This is a genomic window from Montanilutibacter psychrotolerans (genome assembly GCF_003719825.1).
Lineage (GTDB): Bacteria > Pseudomonadota > Gammaproteobacteria > Xanthomonadales > Xanthomonadaceae > Montanilutibacter > Montanilutibacter psychrotolerans.
This window is the reverse complement of sequence record NZ_RIBS01000005.1, coordinates 299795-318698: the sequence shown is the minus strand read 5'-3', so window position 1 is coordinate 318698 and position 18904 is coordinate 299795. Positions and strand designations below refer to the sequence as shown.

Sequence of the window (18904 nt, the reverse complement as noted above, 5' to 3'; positions counted from 1 at the left end):
AGGAGGCGGCATGTCGGCTGAATTTTGCGTCGGATTTGAAAGTGACGTCTGGCTCAATGAACATCGCTCAGAGGTCGAGAATAGGATCGCTACTTTGAGTACTTTCGTCCGCCGCTCCGGACGGGCGTTTTGGCTGCAGGGAATTGAGAGCAGGTCTGTGCCTGATGCACGGGATTACGATGTCAGAATTTTCCTCGATAGTGCTCAGACCATTCTCGTGGAAGTAAGCGCACATCCCGCAACCATAGAGCGTGAGTTGACTGACTTCTTGGCCTGGCTGAGAAGCCATACGTCGATTTCTATGGAAGACGAAGATGGCGAGCCTTCGAACTGGTGCAAGTAGCTCACTCGCGCCCGGCATGCTCCGCACCTGGGCGCAACTCAGCCACTCGTCGACGGAACTCGACCACCTCGTCCGTCCTACGGCAAACCTTCTTTTTCGCCTCTGAGCGCTCGCGCCACAAGATCCCGAGCAGCCGCCTGAAACGCCAACCGGCCCACTCGGGGCCGGTCAGATCGAATCGGTTGTTCGCAATGCGGTCGTGCAACGCGGCAGCGCAGCTATTCGGTGGTGGCTGTCCTTCAAGCCAGCAGGGCGGTCGCTTCATGCGTCAGGCCTCGTTCCATGAGTTGGGAAAGGAGGCTGTGCAGCTTCCGTGCCACCCGTCGAACACTTCGCATAATGTCTATTATGTAAAATGCCAGTCGGGCTGATCCGCGAGCCCGAATGCCTATCATCGTGCGACCTCGACCACGACCACGCCATGCTGCGGGGTCTTTGCTATCAGGGGACTGAAATGAGCGATGGGAACGACACCGACCACGTTGACCTAGGCGGCCGCCGCGGCACAACGGCGTCGTAGTACATGCCGCGTTGCTCTGCACACTGAGTTGCATGTAGCTTCGGCCACGGCCTACAGGACTTGTCGTCCACCACCTCTGCGAAATCCTCAAACCAAGGAGCCATGGCATGTCACTCATGTACCAGCTGGGCGGTTACGCAGTTCGACTCGATGCGGTCAGTGCTGTTGGACCGATTCGCGGCAACGAAGAAGCCGAATGGAGCTTTGACCTCTTCGTTGACGGCCAGATGATCTCAGTCACATTTGAGCCAAAAACGGCTGAGCAAATGCGCGACAACCTCTTGAAGGCAATTGAGCGCCGTGGGCTCCCACCGGTAGCGCTCCCTGCCGGCACTGCCCGGATGCTTTAGGCCTGAAGCAAGAAGCAATGAGCTACTTGCAGGCTTCCGCGACCCCCGAATGAAGCCAGCTGCGATGCTGCGCCGAGACCTGGGCATTCGAGTTGTCGTACAACTGGCGCTGGCGCTCGCCGCGCCAGCAAACGAGGCGTCCATGGCTCGCATCCATCAATGCACGTCAACGCGCTCGCCGCGTCTGCGCCGGCGCTGGTCGTACAACTGCTGATCCGCTCGGGCCATGGTGCGCTCCAACGTTTCGTCGTCGGTCCGAGTGGCCCATCCGAGCGAGAGGACGCAAGGAGGTTCTCCTCGGGTCATCGCTTCGATGACGCGCTGGGCAAGCGCGGACACGGTGTCGGCTGCCTCGTTGCACAAAAGGACCATGAACTCGTCCCCGCCCATGCGCACCACCACGTCGTCCTGTCGCGTTTGCGACCGAAGAAACTCAACGACGCCCACAAGTACCTCGTCACCGCGCTCGTGCCCAAAGGTGTCGTTGATCTGCTTGAAGTGGTCGAGATCCACCACCAGACACCCCCAGTTCGACAACGCGCCGCCGCGAGTGAGGTAGTCCAGGTAGCGTCGGTTGCGGGCACCCGTCAGTGGATCCGTGAGACTCGCATCCTGCAGCTCCTGCTGGTGCCGCATTTCGTCGGTAATGTCCTGGGCATGGCCAATGACCAGCGGCGCGACGCCGCTGTCGGCATAGAGACGATTGTGGAAGCGCCAGGCACGCCACTGCCCATCGCGTCGCTGCACCGTCATCATTCCGGTAAAGCGCCCTTCCCTGGCGACCGCTTCGAGGTAGAGGTCGACTTGGTCGCGAAAGCGCTCCGGGACCAGCTCGGTCAGGGATACTCCAATCAACTCGGCAGGCTCGTAACCCAACGCGTGAGCTGCGGCCGGATTGATCGCCAGGACCCTGCCATCGAGGGTGTGCTCACAGATGAGCCCCAAGCTCATCTCGAACAGTTCGCGATAGCGTTGTTCGTTGGCACTCAATGCCTCGACCATGCGCTGGGTTTCGGTGACGTCCAGTGCCAGCACCAGACAAGCCTTTCTCCCGCGAAAGTCCATGGTGTGGAGGCTGACATCGGTCAGGATCTCGTGCCCGAACCGAGTGCGATGCCTCTGGATCACACCGTCGAGGTCGGCGTCCTCTGCGGTCCCCTCTTCCGTGGCAGTCTGCTCCGTTGCGATGTCGCTCACGCGCATGGCGAGGAACTCCTCGCGCGTCCAGCCGTAGTTGCGCTGTGCCGCCTCGTTTACCTCCAGGATCTGGAGCGTCTCAACATCGTAGACCCAGATCGGCACGGGGTTTTGATCGAACAATGCACGGTTCTCGGCCTCCCGCTCGCGTACTTGCTGCTCCAGGCGTTGACGCGTGATCGCGTAGTTGAGAACGCGAGCCAGCGATTCCGCAGTGACCCGGCCTTTGATCAGGTAGTCCTGCGCGCCGTTCGCGACGGCATCCATCGCTGCCGTTGCATCGTCCAGGCCAGTCAGCACCACAATGGGTAGCGCCGGAAAGCGCTCACGCAGGGTGCCGATGGCGCTGGATCGACTGGCGTCAGGCAAACCACGATCCAGAAGCAACACGTCGTACGAACGATCGCGTTTGGAAAGCAGTTCGACCGCAGCGCTGAAGCGCGTCACCCGCTCGACATGGAACGTTGGTCCGCGTACGAGCGCGGACTTGCTCAGATACGCTTCAATCAGCGCAGCATCGATGCTGTCGTCTTCTACCAACAGCACATTCCGTGTGTCGCTCACCGGTCATCCTCCAACCAAGCACACCGCAATCGTCACTTCGGGCCGTCGGCCCAGGTCCCTTCGATCCGGCGCCGCCATCGGGTTGCGCATGCACGCAGGGGTACCACGGATGGACCTACTGGCTCAACCTTACGCACTATGCGATTGACCAGGATGCCAGCGCTCCGTAGGTCCAGCCCCTGACCCGACGCCGGCGCGTCGGGCGGCGCACGGCCCTCCGTGGCTCGCACCGAGTCGATTTTGCCTTCCCTCTGACCGACTGGCCGTCGAGGCGTCCGCGGGCAATGACGACGGCCCCAGGATGCACTTCTGGATGGACGGGCGGGAAGGCGTGACTGTGCGCACCCAGGTTGCGAACCAGGCGCCGCAGCGCTGCGCTACAGCCATTGCGCGATCACGACCACGACGTCACCTGCCCCGAGTGGGTCGATTGCCGAGAAGGATGAACGAACCCATCAGGCAACATTGACATGGAGGTGCGGTCGGCGCCTGCTGCAGGCAGTCAATAGCAGATGGAGCAACTCGTGATCTACAAGCTGCAACTAGCCGACAGGAAGGCTCAAGACTTCACCTTCGCCTACTCTCTCGATGATCTTCTGCAAAAGCTCGAAAGCGTCAGCCCCATCATCGCCGAAGAGATCAGCCTGAAGCGGTCTTGTCTGGGAAATCTGGGGGCGGGCAACTATCTCGGGAACGGTTGGAAGCTGAACGTCATCGAGTACTAGTCGTGTTGCGCCAATCCTGCACTGGTTGAATGTGGACGCGCGCGCCTGCGCGCCCTGCCCCGTCACAACAACGCCTGCGTAGCGAGCACTCTGGCGCATCGAACGCTTGTAGCACGCTCACGCCGTGCGCGGTCGCGCCTTTGCGACTAGGTGCGATTCGCCAACGCCACCGCCCTGGCCTGCTTGAACTCCAGCAGGGCCGGAACGCCGCACAGCACTACCGCGGGTACGAGTACGCCCAGCCACAGGTTCGGCGATGCGGGAGGCGTGCGCAGCTCGATCGCGCTCCAGCTCATGGAGTCGGCCTGCATCCCCGAGGCGGCCCAGCACAATGCCGCGATCGGGGCGATGTCGAGCACGCTGTGCAGGTGCTGCTCGATCGGGCGAATATCGCGACGCGCGTAGGCCTGACGGGTGTCCAGGTACCCGACGACGGCGTGTGCAATGACGATCGACGACAGGACGCACAAGACCGGTAGCGTGATCGCGACGGTCAGCCACAACAGCACGCCCGCCCCGATCAAGGCCAGTTGCACCAGGTGCAGGGAGGATTCGTGCACGCCTGAGGTGTACGCCAGGCGCGTGCGACGGTGGCAGACGAAATCCAGGCCGCCCGCCGCCAGCCACACCAGGTACACCACGTAAGCCAGCAGGTCACTCATGCCACGTCCTCAAGGCAGGTGATCGCGTTGCGTGTCCCGATGGGATGCCGCATGGATCGTCTCCGCCAAAGTTCGTCACGAACCGGTCGACTCACCATCCGCGAAGGATCGTTAGCGCGCTGTTCACGTATCCGTTCACCGCTTCTGAATCTCGCCACCCCTACTTTGGAAATCCCCGCCGCTCCGGCAACGGGCCCCGACCGTGGCCAGCGAGGTGCGTGCGGCGGAAATTTCTTCGTACGCCGAAAGAGGCTGGCGCACGGCACGGCCGCCACGACAGCTCGATCGGCCGGATGCCCACCCCCCTGGGCGCCGATGCACCTTCGCTGCGCCCCGCATGACTTGCCGCGCAATCGCACGATCCACGAGAGATACGCCATGGCCCGCACGCCCAAACAACCGCCTGCCCCGAAAGCAAAGAGTGCTTCGCGTCCTGCGGCCGCAAAGCCCAAAGCGGGGCAAAAGCGCAGCACACGCTCTTCGAGCGTCGCCCCGCCTTCGCAGAAGGCCGAGCTGGACGCAGCGGTGGACAAACTTGCCAGGCGATTCACCCACAATCGCGAGAAGGCCGGCGAATACGGCCGTGAATCGGCGCTGTCACCCGCCGAGGGTGCCCACGCGGACACACCCGACCTGATCGCCGCGAGCACCGTGAGCGAGGCCAATCGGGGCGACAAGACCGGCTCTCGAGCGGGTTCTGGAGACTCACCTGGCAGCGCAAGCCTCGATCGGGTGCGCACCGACGCTCAAGGGCAACGGCTCACCACCAACCAGGGTGTGGCGATCGCCGACAATCAGAACTCCTTGAAAGCTGGCATGCGTGGCCCGGCCCTACTCAAGGACTTCATTCTTCGCGAGAAGATTACCCACTTCGATCACGAACGCATTCCCGAACGCATCGTCCACGCCCGCGGTTCCGGCGCCCACGGCTTCTTCGAGGCCTACGACTCCCTGCGCGCGATCACCCGTGCGGCGCCGTTTGCACGGGCCGGAAAGATCACCCCGGTGTTCGTGCGCTTCTCCACCGTGGCTGGCGAGCGTGGCTCCAAGGACACCGCCCGAGACGTGCGTGGCTTCGCGGTGAAGTTCTACACCGACGAAGGCAACTGGGACCTCGTCGGCAACAACATCCCGGTGTTCTTCATCCAGGATGCGATGAAGTTCCCCGACTTGGTGCATGCGGTGAAGCCCGAGCCGCACCATGCGATGCCGCAGGCTGCGTCAGCGCACGACACCTTCTGGGATTTTGTCTCGCTGATGCCTGAATCGACCCATATGCTGATGTGGGTCATGTCCGACCGCGCCATCCCGCGCAGCTATCGGATGATGCAGGGTTTCGGCGTACACACCTTCCGCCTGGTCAACGAAGACGGCGAGGCAACGTTGTGCAAGTTCCACTGGGCACCGAAGCTCGGCACCCATTCGCTGACCTGGGATGAAGCGGTCAAGATTTCCGGTTGCGATCCCGATTACCATCGCCGCGATCTGTGGGAAGCGATCGAATCGGGCGCGTACCCCGAGTATGAGCTTTCCGTGCAGCTGTTCTCCGAGGCGCAGGCGGCGAAGTTCAGCTTCGACGTACTCGATTCGACCAAGATCGTCCCCGAAGAACTGGTACCGCTGACGCCGGTCGGGCGCTTGGTGCTGAACCGCAATCCGGACAATTTTTTCGCCGAGACCGAGCAGGTCGCGTTCTGCGCTGCGCACGTGGTTCCGGGCATCGATTTCACCAATGATCCGCTGTTGGCAGGACGCATTCACTCCTACGTGGATACCCAGCTGAGCCGGCTGGGTGGGCCGAACTTCCACGAGATTCCGATCAACGCGCCGGTGGCGCCCGTCCAGAACAACCAGCGCGATGGCTTGCACCGGCAGGCGATTCACCGCGGTCGCGTCGCCTACGAACCCAACAGCCTCGGCGGCGGTTGTCCGTTCCAGGCCGGCGCGGCCGGCTTCGTTTCCTTCCCCGAGCCCGTCCGCGCCGACGAACTCCGCGCCAAACCGGAGAAGTTCGCCGAACACTACAACCAGGCCACGCTGTTCTATGCCAGCCAGAGCCCCATCGAGAAAGCGCACATCATCGCCGCGTTCCGTTTCGAGCTGAGCAAGGTGATGGTTCCGGCGATCCGTGCGCGGGTCGTGTCGATGCTGGCCAATGTGGCGCCCGACTTGGCCGCGGGCGTCGCCGATGGCCTGGGCATCAAGGTTCCCGACGCGATGCCGCGCGCCATCGCGCGCACGCCGCGTGCCGAGGTCAAGCAGTCGCCCACACTGTCGCTGCTGGCGCGGCCGGGAGAGTTGGGCATACAGACACGCAAGATCGCGGTGTTGGTTGCGCCAGGCGTCGAGGCGGTATCGCTGCGCAAGGTTGGCGACCGGCTTGTCGCAGCAGGCGCGACGGTACGCCTGGTCGGCCCGCGAGTTGGCCCGATCGCGTTGTCCGACGGAAGCGTGGTCGAGGCCGAGGCCTCACTGGAGAACGAACCCTCGGTGTTGTTCGATGCGCTGGTGCTGCCTGACGGCGAAGCAGCGGTGGCGCGCCTGGCCAGCGACGGACGGGTGGCCGAATACATCAAGGATCAGTACCGCCATTGCAAGCCCATCCTGGTCGTGGGCGCCTCGCGCAGTCTGCTCGAAGGTATCGGCGCATCCACGGTCCTGGCCGATGGTAGCGAAGACGCCGGCATTGTCCTGGCAACGTCGAAGGAACTGCCCGATGCTGTCGAACGCTTCGTCGAGGCGATTGCCGCTCACCGGCATTGGCAACGCGAAACCGATCGGCCCCTGGTGTGATGGCCCTTCCAGAGACCGATGGCGTCTTGACGTTCCACGGCCGCTACACGGTCCGCGTCTCCACCCGTTCGATTCTCGCGCTGACGCGCGATCGCGCGTGCCGCCCGCGTATCGCCAAGGTCGCGCGACGCGGGGTGATCTACGCAGATGGGACGCCATTTGCGCTATCGCATGAACCTTGCGATCACATCCGCGCCCGTAGCATCGCCGCATGGATGGCAACGACACATTTCGCAGTCGCCCGCCGCGGCTGCGCTCGGACTGGGCCCTGTTCCTCGATGTCGACGGTTGTCTGCTGGATCACGCGTCCTCTCCTGCGCAAGTCGAGGTTCCCCAGCGTCTGGGCGAGCGCTTATGCGAGATCGGGAGCGAACTCGACGGCGCGATCGCTCTGGTCAGCGGTCGGTCGATCGTCGCCCTGGACGAGCTTTTCCCCGATTGCTCGGGGTTGTGCGCGGCGGGTCTGCACGGCCTGGAGCGCCGCATGCCGGGCGCGCGGGTCGATGCGCCGGCGCCTCCGCAAGCCTTGAACCAACTGATTGATGAGGCCCGGAAGTTGCTTCGTGACTATCCCGGCGCCTGCGTGGAAGCGAGCGGCCCCTGTCTGAACCTCCATTGGCGCGGCGCGCCCGGCGCATCCGGGGCGCTTGGCGAGTTCGCCCTCCTCGCACTTGCAGCGCTGCCAGGCTACCGGCTGCATCCCGGCGTCCACGGCGTGGAGATCCGACCATTCGGCTTCGACAAGGGTCAGGCCATCACCGATTTCATGGCCCATCCACCGTTTCTGGGACGCAAGCCGGTATTTGCCGGCGACGATCTGGCCGACGAATGCGGATTCGCCGTGGTCAACGCCCGCTCCGGCATCAGCGTGCTCGTGGGCGATCGTGATGACAGCGTCGCGCGCCATCGACTGGCCGACCCCTCGCGGGTGCGGGTCTGGCTCGGCATGAGGGAGGCGGCCTGACATGGCGCGCACTGTCATCGCAGCCAATCGCGCGACGCCCACCGGGCCGAAGCGCCCCGTGCGCGGCGATATCTCGATACGCGCCGGCAATTGCCTGCAGGCGATTGGCCGAGCGCGATGTCCCTGTTCCGAGAAGCCCGCCGAAGCCATCGGCACTTCCCACTCCAGCGTCGCCCTCCCCGCCGTTCGAAGGTTGGCGGTCTTGCAACACATGCGTCCCTTTGGCGAGAACGTGCCATGAGAATTGCCCAGATTTCTCCTCTTTACGAGTCGGTGCCGCCGCGTCTGTACGGCGGCACCGAACGGGTCGTCGCGCACTTGTGCGATGCCCTGGTCGACGCCGGCCACGACATCACCTTGTTCGCGGCGGCCGATGCGAACACGCGGGCCACGTTGATACCGGTACGCGATCAATCGATACGCCTCGACTCCAGCCCATTGCAGTCCAACGTGGCCGCGCACCTGAGCATGATGCACGAGGTCCGGCGGCGCGCTGCCGAGTTCGACGTGTTGCATTTCCACGTCGACCTGTTGCACTTCCCGTTCTTCGAGGACCGTGTCGACCGCACGCTCACCACCTTGCACGGGCGCCTGGACAACAAGGACCTGCCCGAGGCCTACCGGCGCTGGTCGCGCTATCCGCTGGTGTCCATCTCCAACCATCAGCGGCGGCCCCTGCGGCAAGCGCGTTGGGTGGGCACGGTGTATCACGGCATTCCAGGCGACCTGTATCCGTTCGTGGCCGAACCCAACGGGGGCTACCTCGCGTTCCTCGGCCGGATCTCGCCGGAGAAGCGCGTGGATCGCGCCATCGAGATCGCCCGGCGCAGCGGCTATCCGATCAAGATCGCGGCCAAGGTGGACCAGGCCGACCGGGAGTACTTCCACGAAACGATCGAACCTTTGCTGGATTCGCCCGGAGTGGAGTTCATCGGCGAGATCGGCGATGCGCAGAAGGGGGAGTTTCTCGGCCAAGCCGCGGCGCTGCTTTTCCCGATCGATTGGCCCGAGCCATTCGGCCTGGTGATGATCGAGGCGATGGCGTGTGGCACGCCGGTGATCGGGTGGAACTGTGGATCGGTGCCGGAAGTGCTGGACGAAGGATTGACCGGCTGCATCGTGGATTCGATCGACGGCGCCGTGGAGGCGGTGGGCAATTTGCGCGCGTTCGACCGTGCCCAGGTGCGGTCCACGTTCGAGCGGCGCTTCTCCGCATCGGCGATGGCCCAGGATTACGTCCATCTGTATGCGCTTCTGGCCGGCCAGGACGACCGCGGGCTCAGAATGAGGGCGTAGGCGTGGACCCGGCTGCCAACGCCGCGCTGTACACCCGGCATGTGCTCAAGGACGGCGACTGCTTCCTGATCGCGAACGGCTTCGGCGATATCGCCGGGTCGACTGAAGGCCTGTTCCGCGACGACACGCGGCTGCTGAGTCTTTACCGGCTGAGCCTGGGAAACGGCGATCCGGCGCTGCTGAGCGCCTCGGTTTCCAGCGACAACGTCTTCTTTGTCGTGCACTTGACCAACCGCGCACTCTCGCCGCTCGGCGAGCCCGGTACGCCGCAGGGATTGGTGCACATCGCACGCACCCGCCTCCTCTCGCAGGAGCGCATGTACGAGCGGATCTCCTGCACCAACTACGATTCCAAACCTGCGGTGCTGCCACTGCGCTTCGAATTGGCGGCCGATTTCCGCGACATGTTCGAGGTGCGCGGCAGCGTCCGCAAGGCGCGGGGCGAGATGCTGGCCTCCCACCACGACAGCTGCCGGCGCAGGTTCCAGTACCTAGGGCTGGACGGCGTGCTGCGCAGTTCCTTCATCGCCTTTTCGCAACAACCCGTCGCCGAAGACGACGCCGGGATCGCCATCGATCTGCGCATCGAGCCGGGCGAACACAGCGAGTTGTACGTCGAGGCGGGACTCGCCTCGGAGGCCGAAGAGACGCCGTCGCGTGAACGGTTTCGCCAGGCTGGCGCGCAAGCGCGCGTGCGCATGCGTCATCGTCAGCGTCGTGGCGCGCGGATCTCCAGCAACGGGCCCTTGTTCGACGAATGGATGCGCCGGTCGCGCTCCGATCTGGCGCTGCTGACCAGTGAACTCAACAGCGGCCCCTATCCGTATGCAGGCATCCCGTGGTTCTCGACGCCATTTGGCCGCGATGCGGTCGTCACCGCGCTGCAGACCTTGTGGTTGGACCCGGGCCTGGCGCGCGGCGTGCTGCAGTTCCTGGCCGACCACCAGGCCCAGGAAGAGTCGGCGTTCCTGGATTCCGCGCCAGGCAAGATCATGCACGAGACCCGCAAGGGGGAGATGTCGAGCCTGCGCGAACTGCCGTTCGGCCTGTACTACGGCGGCGTCGATACCACGCCCTTGTTCGTGATGCTGGCTGGGGCGTATGCCCGGCGTACCGGGGACCACGCCTTCATCGAACGCCTGTGGCCCGCGCTTCGTGCGGCGACGGCCTGGATCGAGCGCGTTTGCGACGCCAGTCCCTGGGGGCTGCTGGACTACGCGCGGCGAGAAGCGTCTGGACTGTCCAATCAAGGCTGGAAAGACAGCGAAGATTCGGTCTTCCATGCCGATGGCCACTTCGCGGTCGGCCCGATCGCGCTGATCGAGGTGCAGGGCTACGCGTTTGCTGCATTCCGCGCCATGGCCGAGTTGGGGCGAGCCCGCGGTGAGCCGTCCGCGGCTCAATGGGATTCACGCGCCGATCGGCTGCGCGATACCGTCCAGGCCAAGTTCTGGATGCCCGCAGCGGGCTATTACGGCATCGCGCTCGACGGGAATGGCCGGCTTTGCGAAGTGCGGGCCAGCAACCCCGGCCATTTGCTCTATGTCGGCTTGCCCGATGCGGCCCGCGCGCAGGCCGTCGCCGAGCAGTTGATGTCGCCGGCGTTCTACACCGGCTGGGGCCTTCGCACTCTCGCCAAGGACGCACCGCGCTACAACCCGATGTCCTACCACAACGGGTCGGTGTGGCCGCACGACAGCGCCCTGTGCGCCAGCGGGATTGCCCAGCATCAAGGGCGCGACGTCGCGGCGCGTTTACTGCGCAGCGCCTTCGAGGCTGCCGTGCATTTCGACATGCGCCTGCCCGAGTTGTACTGCGGTTTCACCCGCCGGGCGGGCGCACCGCCAATCCCCTATCCGGTCGCCTGCCTTCCGCAGGCCTGGGCGGCGGGCTCGCCGTTCATGCTGCTGCAGGCCTGCCTCGGCGTGGAGATCGACGGCGAACACAACGTGATCCACGTCGATCGCCCTCACCTGCCCCCCGGCATCGACGACGTTCGGGTGCGCGGGCTGATTGTCGGCCAGGAACGCGTCGACCTGGTGTTCAAGCAGTTCGGAGGGCGCGTTGGCGTATTCACCGAAGGGCGCCACGCCGATGCGATACCGGTCAATCTGCGGAGTTGAGCCTGCCCGTGCGCAGCCGGATACGAGCAGGCGATCAGCGGCGTCGCGTGATCGCGCATACACGCGCCCCATGGTATGCATCCGAGTCCCTATTTTCCGGCTGCTTGCGCGGAATGGTGCACGCGGCTGCCCCGGCATTGGAGAACCGATATGGCCAACAAGAACACGATCTGTCTGTGGTACGACGGGACCGCGTTGGACGCTGCGACGTTCTACGCGGAAACGTTTCCCGATAGCGCGGTGACGTCTGTCCTTCGCGCGCCCGGCGACTACCCGGCGGGCAAGCAAGGCGATGTCTTGACGGTGGAGTTCACCGTGTTGGGCATCCCGTGTCTGGGCTTGAACGGGGGGCCCGAGTTCAAGCACAGCGAGGCGTTCTCGTTTCAGGTTGCCACCGACGACCAGGCCGAAACGGATCGCTTGTGGAACGCGATTGTTGGAAACGATGGCCAGGAAAGCGAATGCGGCTGGTGCAAGGACAAGTGGGGACTGTCCTGGCAGATCACGCCGCGCGCCCTGACGGCCGCGATCAGCGACCCTGATCCAGCCGCCGCCAAGCGGGCGTTCGAAGCCATGATGGACATGCGAAAGATCGACATCGCTGCGATCGAGGCCGCCCGACGCGGCTGACGCTCGCCACGAGTACGCCCAGCCCGCTGCACCACGCTGGCGGGTCAAGGCGATGCATATGCATCGAGGTCTGGCGCTACTGCACCGCGTCCGAAGACTGACCGGTCTGGGGTGGCTTCCGGACACCGCGGGCCCGGACTTCGGACTTCGCCCGCTCGTACCCGGTCGGATTCATCGACTGCCATCGCCACGCGTCGCGACACATGGCGTGGACGTCGAGCTGGGTGCGCCACCCAAGCAGGCGCTGGGCCAACGACGGGTCGGCGTACACCTGGGCGACGTCGCCCGGACGGCGCGCCTGGATCTCGTAGGGAATGCGGCGTCCCGACGCCGCTTCGAACGCGTGCACCAGCTCCAGGACGCTGATGCCATGGCCTGTCCCCAGGTTCACCGTCAGGCTGGCGTTCGCGCGCGCCAGGTACTCCAGGGCATCCACGTGTGCCCGTGCCAGGTCCATGACGTGTATGTAGTCGCGGACACCGGTGCCGTCGGGTGTCGGGTAGTCGTCGCCGAAGATGCTCAACTGGCTGCGACGACCGGCGGCGACCTGGCAGATGTACGGCATGAGGTTGTTCGGAATGCCGGTGGGGTCCTCGCCGATCAATCCCGAGGGGTGCGCGCCGACGGGATTGAAGTACCGCAGTACCGCGGCCCGGAACATGGGGCGCGCGCAGCACAGGTCGCCGATCAACTGTTCCATGACCAGCTTGGTCCGGCCATAGGGATTGGTTACGTCCAGTCGTGCCTGCTCATTGACCGGCAGGCGTTCGGGGTCGCCGTATACGGTGGCCGATGAGCTGAACACCAGGCGCTGCACACCTGCACCCTGCATCGCCTGCAGCAGGTTGATGGTGCCGCTGATGTTGTTGTCGAAATACTCCAACGGGCGGGCGCATGACTCGCCGACGGCCTTGAGTGCGGCGAAATGCACCACGGCGTCGAACTGGTGGGTGGCGAACATCCGCGCAAGCGCCGTCTTGCTGCGCAGGTCCAGATGCTTGCACTCCAGGGGAGCGCCCGTGATGCGCTGTAGTCGCAGCAGTACGCGTTGCGAGCTGTTGGCGAAATTGTCCGCGATGACGATGTGATGGCCCTGCGCCGCCAATGCCACGCAGGTGTGGCTGCCGATGTAGCCAGCGCCGCCGCAAACGAGAACGCTCATGGGTGCGACGCTAAGGGGTGCCTGGCGTGCCATTCGATTCTTCCGCTGGTGGTCCCACCTCCCTGCAGAACGGGGGATGGGGGCATCGGCGTCCAGGCGCGATCGCGCTGGGCCCGGCATGCCGCGCACCGGCGCGTGTCCTCGGCCCGGCTGGATTGGCGTTACCAATCCGCAACCAGGTGGGCATCTGCCCTGGGCATCGCTCCAAGGGGAAATCTGCTTGGCAAACAATGCTCCGTTGGCCACGATCGATCAGGCCCGCATCGCGGTCATCGGCCTGGGCTACGTCGGCTTGCCGCTCGCCGTGGAATTCGGCAAGCGCTTCCCGACCGTCGGATTCGACATCGACGCGGCCCGCGTGGCGGAACTGAACGCCCATCACGACCACACCCGCGAGGTCACCGCAGACGGGCTGCGCGAGGCGACCTTGCTGACATGCGCAAGCGACGCGTCATCACTGGCCGGCTGCAACGTGTTCATCGTGACGGTGCCCACGCCGATAGACGACTACAAGCGCCCCGATCTCCGCCCGCTCGAATCGGCCAGCCGCACGGTGGGCGGGGCGATCAGTCGGGGCGGGATCGTCATCTACGAGTCGACGGTGTACCCGGGAGCAACCGAGGAAGTCTGCATTCCCATCGTCGAGCGCGAGTCCAAGCTGGCGTTCAATCGTGACTTCTACGCCGGCTACAGCCCCGAGCGCATCAACCCGGGCGACCCCCAGCATCGGCTTGAAACGATCATGAAGGTCACCTCGGGCTCGACGCCCGAGGCGGCCGAGTTCGTCAACGGTCTCTACGGCCAGATCATCAAGGCCGGCACCCACAAGGCATCCAGCATCCGCGTGGCCGAAGCGGCGAAGGTCATCGAGAACATCCAGCGCGACGTCAACATCGCGCTGATCAACGAACTGGCACTGATCTTCCACCGGCTCGACATCGACACGCACGAGGTGCTGGAGGCCGCCGGAACGAAGTGGAATTTCCTGCCGTTTCGTCCCGGTCTCGTTGGCGGCCACTGCATCGGCGTCGACCCGTACTACCTTACCCACAAGGCGCAGCAGATCGGCTACCACGCCGACATGATCCTGGCCGGACGTCGCATCAACGACGGCATGGGCAGCCATGTCGCACGTCGCGTGGTGAAGCTGATGCGTCAGCGCAACCAGGACATGACCCGGTCGCGCGTGCTGATCCTGGGCCTGGCCTTCAAGGAGAACTGCCCCGACCTGCGGAACACCCGCGTGATCGACATCGTGCGCGAGCTTCGTAGCTACAACGCCCATGTCGACGTGCACGACCCCTGGGTGAACGCCGAGCGCGCGCGCGACGAGTACGGCGTGGAGCTGATCGCCGATCCCGCGGTTGGCCACTACGACGCGGTGGTACTGGCCGTGGCCCATGACGAATTCGTCGCGATGGGAGCGGAGCGGATCCGAAGCCTCGGCGCGCCCGGGGCCATCCTGTTCGACGTGAAGCGCGCCTTGCCGCGCGCCAGCGTCGACGGCTGCCTGTAGCGGCCATGCGCGTCCTGGTCACCGGCGCGGCGGGCTTCATCGGCGCAAGGCTCAGCGAGGTGCTGCTCGCGCGCGGCGATGAGGTGCTCGGCTTCGACAACCTCAATGCCTACTACGACCCCCGCCTGAAGGAAGCCCGGCTGGCGCGTTTGCTGCCCAGCCCCAACTTCCGCTTCATGCGCGGCGCACTGGAGGACCGCGACGCGCTTGGCGAGGCGTTCACCTCGTTCGATCCGCAACGGGTGGTCAACCTGGCCGCGCAGGCCGGCGTGCGCTACTCGCTCGAGAATCCCCAGGCCTACGTGGACAGCAACGTCACCGGGTTCCTGAACGTGCTCGAAGCCTGCCGTCATCGCGCGATCGAACACCTCGTCTACGCCTCATCCAGCTCGGTATACGGCGCCAACCGCAAGCTGCCGTTCTCGGTCGACGACAGCGTCGACCACCCGGTCAGCATGTACGCCGCGACAAAGAAGGCCAACGAGCTGATGGCGCACACCTACAGCCACCTGTTCGGGGTGCCCACGACGGGATTGCGCTTCTTCACGGTCTACGGACCGTGGGGCCGGCCGGACATGGCGCTGTTCCTGTTCACGCGCGCAATCCTGGCAGGTGAACCGATCGACGTGTTCAACCACGGTCGCCATCGCAGGGACTTCACCTACATCGACGACATTATCGAAGGCGTCGTCCGCACGCTGGACCATCCCCCGACCTCCTCCCCCGCCAACGGGTCGGACCACGCCCCGCAGGACCCCTCCCCCGCCACCTCCAGCGCACCCTACCGGCTGTACAACATCGGCAACCACACGCCGGTGGAACTGATGCGATACATCGAGGTGCTCGAGCAGTGCCTGGGTCGCAAGTCCGAGCGCCGCCTGCTGCCCATGCAGGCCGGTGACGTACCCAACACCTGGGCCGATGTGGAGGCCTTGACCCGGGATGTCGGCTACTCGCCGTCCACGCCGGTCGAGGTCGGCGTATCACGCTTTGTTGACTGGTATCTGAAGTATCACGGGATCTGACCGCCCCGGTCAGATGCCGTGCCGCGGGTTGGCCGGGTGCACCTGAGAACGGCGTTGCCCAAGTGGGGACAATCGGAGAATCGCCATGCGCGTCGCATCTGCCCTTCGGGCCTTGTGCCTGCTTCTGCTGCTTTCCGGTTGCGCTTCCTCGGGCAACCTGATGTCCGGCGCCCCACAGGCCCCTCCCCCGGCAGACGACTACCTGATCGGTGTCGACGACATTGTCCAGGTGTCGGTCTGGCGCAATCCCGAACTGGGTGTCACCGCTCCCGTGCGCCCCGACGGCAGGATCTCCGTGCCCCTGGTCGGCGACATCGTGGCCGGCGGTCGAACGCCCGACGCCGTCGCCAAGGAGCTGCAGGAAAAGCTGGGCGCATTCGTTCGCGAGGCGCAGGTCACGGTCATCCTCACCGAGCTGCGCAGTCACGAGTACCTGTCCCGGGTGCGCGTCACCGGTGCGGTCCGTCAGCCGGTTTCGATCCCCTATCGCCAGGGCATGACGGTGCTGGATGCCGTGCTGGCTGCCGGCGGCGTCACCGAATTCGCCGCCCCCGACCGCTCCAGCCTGCACCGTACCAACGGCCCGAGCGCGCAGGCCTACGGCGTGCAGCTTGGCGACATCCTCGAGAACGGCGACCTCACCACCAACTACAAGGTCGCCCCCGGTGACGTGATCACGGTTCCGGAGCGCGTACTGTGAACACCGTATACAGGCAACTGCCCGGTCCGGGGCCCGAACGCCCGCCTGTGCTGGGACTGCTGCCGATTGCCTTCAAGGAAGCGCGCCGCTACCTGCTTCCCTTGGCGACCATCTTCGCAGTGGTGGCGCTGTTCTTCCTGGCGTGGGGCCTGACCAATCCGCCCACGTACAAGTCCTCGGCGACCGTGCTGGTCCAGGACAACACGCCCATCGCGCCACTGCTCGAGGGCCGGGCGACGGCACCCAACGATTCGTCCCGCGCCATCATCTCGCGCGATGTGCTGTTTGGCCGTCGCGTCATGGCCGACGTGCTGATCGCTGGAGGTTGGGTCGGCGGACACCTCAGCGAGCTGGAGAAGGAACAACTGATCCGCGGCATCATCGGACGTACCGACATCACCGTCACCGAGCGCACTCAGACGCGCTCGAACGATCCCAAGCTCAGCCTGGTGAAGATCACCTACGCCGATTCCAATCCCCGGCGTGCCTACGCCGTCACCAAGCGCTTCTCCGAAGCGCTGATCGAGCAGGTGCTGGAATCCCGGGCGCGCGCAAGCCAATCGGCGTACCAGTTCATCGATGCCCAGGTCGGGAAGTACCAGGAGGCGCTCGGCGAAGCGGACAAGAAGCTCCAGGACTATCGCAACATCAATCCAGATGCCTTTCCGGGCGTCGGCTCCGACGTCTCGGCCCGCATCGCGGAACTGCGCCGGGCGACAGACAACGCCAGCATGGACCTCGCGCAGGTTGGCGCCCAGGAGCGTCAGCTGATGGGCCAGCTGTCCCGCGAGAGCCAGCTCACCACCATTTCGCGCTCCGCCCAGGCCAACGTGCAGCTGGCCACACTGCAGGCCGAAGAGAGCCGACTGATGCTGTCCTACACGGATCAGCACCCCGACGTGGTCCGGGTCCGCAACCAGATCCGTGACATGCAGGCCCAGGTGCGGAGCGGCGCCAACAGCGGCGGAACCACCGTCCTGCCCGGCTCGACCCCGTCGATGAATCCCGTCTACCAGCAACTGCGGACGCAGATCGCCGGCGTCCGCAGCCAGGGCGCCGCGGCGGCATCCCGGGTCGCCATCGCACAGGCGTTGCTGCGCGAGGAACTGGAGCGCAGCCGCCGGATCGCCGGATCGGAGGGCGAGGTCTCGGCATTGACCCGCGCGCACGACGTCAACCGGGAAATGTACGAAGACCTGCTCAAGCGGCGCGAGAACGCACGCGTTTCGATGAGCCTGGATGCCGACGGGCAAAGCCTGGGTTTCCAGATCCAGGAGCCGGCGTCGATCCCGCTGCTGCCCACGGGGCTGCGCCTGATGCACTTCGCGCTGACCGGCATCGTGCTGGCCATCCTCATTCCGCTGCTGTTGCTGTCGATCCTGGTCAAGCACGATCCCCGCGTGCGCCTGCCGCTGCAGATCGAGCGCGAAGCGGGCCTGCCGGTGCTGGGGACGATCCCGTTGTACATGACGCACAACCAGTTTGAACTGCGTGCCAAGCGAATGAGGATCGGGTCACTGCTGCTGGTCGCCGTGCCGCTGATCTATGGGCTGGTTCTCTTCCTGAAGGTGGCGGACGTCCTATGAATGACCTCAATCATCATGCGGCCGAATCCGTGGAGAAGATGAGCGTCGACGACCATCGAAGCGTCGTGCGGCGCAACGAGCCGACGACGCTCACGCCTTCCCAGCTGATCGATCGGTCGTTCATCCCCTTTGCCGACGGCGCCAACCGGCATCTGGTCGACTCGTTCAGGGAGCTGCGCACGCGGCTGCTGGCGATTTCGAACGACAACTTCATCACCCTCGTCGCGCCGGTCAGTCCGACGTGCGGGGGAAGCTTCGTCGCTCGAAATCTCGCGCTCGCGATGACCTTCGACCAGTCCAAGACCGCGCTGCTGATCGATTGCAACCTGCACCATCCCACGCAGCACACGACGATGAAGATCGATGCGTCCAAGGGCGGTCTGATCAACTACCTCGAGGACCCCGAGGTCAACGTCGAAAGCATGATCTACGGCACCGGCGTTGCGCGCCTCAAACTGATTCCGGCAGGGAAATCGCAGTTCGGCGACCTGGAAGCGGAGTACTTCATGTCGTTTCGCATGCGCTTGCTGCTGGACTCGCTGCGAAGCAGCTACAAGGACCGATACATCTTCCTCGACAGCCCGCCGATCCTTGGTGCGCCCGATGCCCGCCTGCTGTCGGAACTGGCTGACGTGGTGGTCCTGGTTGCGGGCTACGGCCGGAACACCGCGGCCGACATCGCAGCCGCTGCCGCCAACTTCGACCCGTTGAAGTTTGCCGGCGTGGTGTTCAATGAGAACGTCTGACC

16 protein-coding genes are annotated in these 18904 nt (G+C 64.8%); 13 read left to right on the top strand and 3 right to left on the bottom strand.

Features of this window, described 5'->3' with window-relative positions:
• Positions 1-10 precede the first annotated feature (10 nt).
• Together EER27_RS16950 and EER27_RS12515 are read left to right on the top strand one after the other, a co-directional pair.
• Positions 11-343, top strand: coding sequence for a hypothetical protein (locus EER27_RS16950; RefSeq protein WP_148041021.1), 333 nt, complete (start codon positions 11-13; stop codon positions 341-343).
• Between the two features lie 627 nt (positions 344-970).
• Positions 971-1213: a hypothetical protein gene (locus EER27_RS12515; RefSeq protein WP_123088440.1), complete on the top strand. Its 243-nt coding sequence runs from the start codon at positions 971-973 to the stop codon at positions 1211-1213.
• A gap of 156 nt (positions 1214-1369) precedes the next feature.
• On the opposite strand, the gene EER27_RS12510 is transcribed toward EER27_RS12515, so the two are convergent.
• A complete protein-coding gene (locus tag EER27_RS12510) occupies positions 1370-2974 on the bottom strand; it encodes a PAS domain S-box protein (RefSeq protein WP_123088439.1) in 1605 nt (534 codons plus the stop codon).
• A 524-nt stretch (positions 2975-3498) separates the two neighbouring features.
• Between EER27_RS12510 and EER27_RS12505 the strand changes: the two genes are divergently transcribed.
• Entirely contained in the window at positions 3499-3699 is a 201-nt protein-coding gene (locus EER27_RS12505; RefSeq protein ID WP_148041020.1) for a hypothetical protein, read from the top strand.
• 146 nt (positions 3700-3845) lie between these two features.
• Here the strand turns inward: EER27_RS12505 and EER27_RS12500 are convergent, their stop codons facing one another.
• The gene (locus EER27_RS12500) at positions 3846-4361 is read right to left on the bottom strand and encodes a hypothetical protein (RefSeq protein ID WP_123088437.1); all 516 of its coding nucleotides are present in this window, start codon (positions 4359-4361) and stop codon (positions 3846-3848) included.
• A 732-nt stretch (positions 4362-5093) separates the two neighbouring features.
• Between EER27_RS12500 and EER27_RS12495 the strand changes: the two genes are divergently transcribed.
• The 5 genes from EER27_RS12495 (at position 5094) to EER27_RS12475 (ending at position 12167) form a co-directional block, all read left to right on the top strand.
• A complete protein-coding gene (locus EER27_RS12495) occupies positions 5094-7154 on the top strand; it encodes a catalase (RefSeq protein ID WP_425480844.1) in 2061 nt (686 codons plus the stop codon).
• A 211-nt stretch (positions 7155-7365) separates the two neighbouring features.
• A complete protein-coding gene (gene otsB, locus EER27_RS12490; protein ID WP_123088435.1) occupies positions 7366-8118 on the top strand; it encodes a trehalose-phosphatase in 753 nt (250 codons plus the stop codon).
• Between the two features lie 237 nt (positions 8119-8355).
• Positions 8356-9414, top strand: a complete 1059-nt coding sequence (locus EER27_RS12485; RefSeq protein WP_123088434.1) for a glycosyltransferase family 4 protein — start codon at positions 8356-8358, stop codon at positions 9412-9414.
• Positions 9415-9416: 2 nt separating this feature from the next.
• Positions 9417-11537, top strand: a complete 2121-nt coding sequence (locus EER27_RS12480) for an amylo-alpha-1,6-glucosidase (protein WP_123088433.1) — start codon at positions 9417-9419, stop codon at positions 11535-11537.
• A gap of 150 nt (positions 11538-11687) precedes the next feature.
• Positions 11688-12167: a VOC family protein gene (locus EER27_RS12475; RefSeq protein ID WP_123088432.1), complete on the top strand. Its 480-nt coding sequence runs from the start codon at positions 11688-11690 to the stop codon at positions 12165-12167.
• 76 nt (positions 12168-12243) lie between these two features.
• Here EER27_RS12475 and galE read toward each other — a convergent pair whose 3' ends face one another.
• Positions 12244-13329 (bottom strand): UDP-glucose 4-epimerase GalE, encoded by a 1086-nt coding sequence (galE, locus tag EER27_RS12470; protein WP_123088431.1) that lies wholly within the window; start codon positions 13327-13329, stop codon positions 12244-12246.
• A 238-nt stretch (positions 13330-13567) separates the two neighbouring features.
• Between galE and EER27_RS12465 the strand changes: the two genes are divergently transcribed.
• The 5 genes from EER27_RS12465 (at position 13568) to EER27_RS12445 (ending at position 18902) form a co-directional block, all read left to right on the top strand.
• Complete coding sequence (locus EER27_RS12465) at positions 13568-14845, top strand: nucleotide sugar dehydrogenase (protein ID WP_190285777.1); 1278 nt, start codon at positions 13568-13570, stop codon at positions 14843-14845.
• A 5-nt stretch (positions 14846-14850) separates the two neighbouring features.
• Positions 14851-15870: an NAD-dependent epimerase gene (locus tag EER27_RS12460; protein ID WP_123088429.1), complete on the top strand. Its 1020-nt coding sequence runs from the start codon at positions 14851-14853 to the stop codon at positions 15868-15870.
• 85 nt (positions 15871-15955) lie between these two features.
• Complete coding sequence (locus tag EER27_RS12455) at positions 15956-16570, top strand: XrtA/PEP-CTERM system exopolysaccharide export protein (protein WP_123088428.1); 615 nt, start codon at positions 15956-15958, stop codon at positions 16568-16570.
• On the top strand, positions 16567-18156 hold the full coding sequence (locus EER27_RS12450; RefSeq protein ID WP_148041019.1) for a hypothetical protein: 1590 nt from the start codon (positions 16567-16569) through the stop codon (positions 18154-18156). The genes EER27_RS12455 and EER27_RS12450 overlap by 4 nt, the downstream gene beginning before the upstream one ends.
• Positions 18153-18902 (top strand): P-loop NTPase family protein, encoded by a 750-nt coding sequence (locus EER27_RS12445; RefSeq protein WP_123088426.1) that lies wholly within the window; start codon positions 18153-18155, stop codon positions 18900-18902. Before EER27_RS12450 ends, EER27_RS12445 begins: the two co-directional genes overlap by 4 nt.
• Positions 18903-18904: the final 2 nt, after the last annotated feature.

What these genes read in the sequence shown, in the direction of transcription:
- EER27_RS12485 (WP_123088434.1), top strand. Translation starts at nt 8,356, where the DNA reads ATGAGAATTGCCCAGATTTCTCCTCTTTACGAGTCGGTGCCGCCGCGT.
- EER27_RS12445 (WP_123088426.1), top strand. Translation starts at nt 18,153, where the DNA reads ATGAATGACCTCAATCATCATGCGGCCGAATCCGTGGAGAAGATGAGC.
- EER27_RS16950 (WP_148041021.1), top strand. Translation starts at nt 11, where the DNA reads ATGTCGGCTGAATTTTGCGTCGGATTTGAAAGTGACGTCTGGCTCAAT.
- EER27_RS12515 (WP_123088440.1), top strand. Translation starts at nt 971, where the DNA reads ATGTCACTCATGTACCAGCTGGGCGGTTACGCAGTTCGACTCGATGCG.
- otsB (WP_123088435.1), top strand. Translation starts at nt 7,366, where the DNA reads ATGGATGGCAACGACACATTTCGCAGTCGCCCGCCGCGGCTGCGCTCG.
- galE (WP_123088431.1), bottom strand. Translation starts at nt 13,329, where the DNA reads ATGAGCGTTCTCGTTTGCGGCGGCGCTGGCTACATCGGCAGCCACACC.
- EER27_RS12475 (WP_123088432.1), top strand. Translation starts at nt 11,688, where the DNA reads ATGGCCAACAAGAACACGATCTGTCTGTGGTACGACGGGACCGCGTTG.
- EER27_RS12455 (WP_123088428.1), top strand. Translation starts at nt 15,956, where the DNA reads ATGCGCGTCGCATCTGCCCTTCGGGCCTTGTGCCTGCTTCTGCTGCTT.
- EER27_RS12460 (WP_123088429.1), top strand. Translation starts at nt 14,851, where the DNA reads ATGCGCGTCCTGGTCACCGGCGCGGCGGGCTTCATCGGCGCAAGGCTC.
- EER27_RS12500 (WP_123088437.1), bottom strand. Translation starts at nt 4,361, where the DNA reads ATGAGTGACCTGCTGGCTTACGTGGTGTACCTGGTGTGGCTGGCGGCG.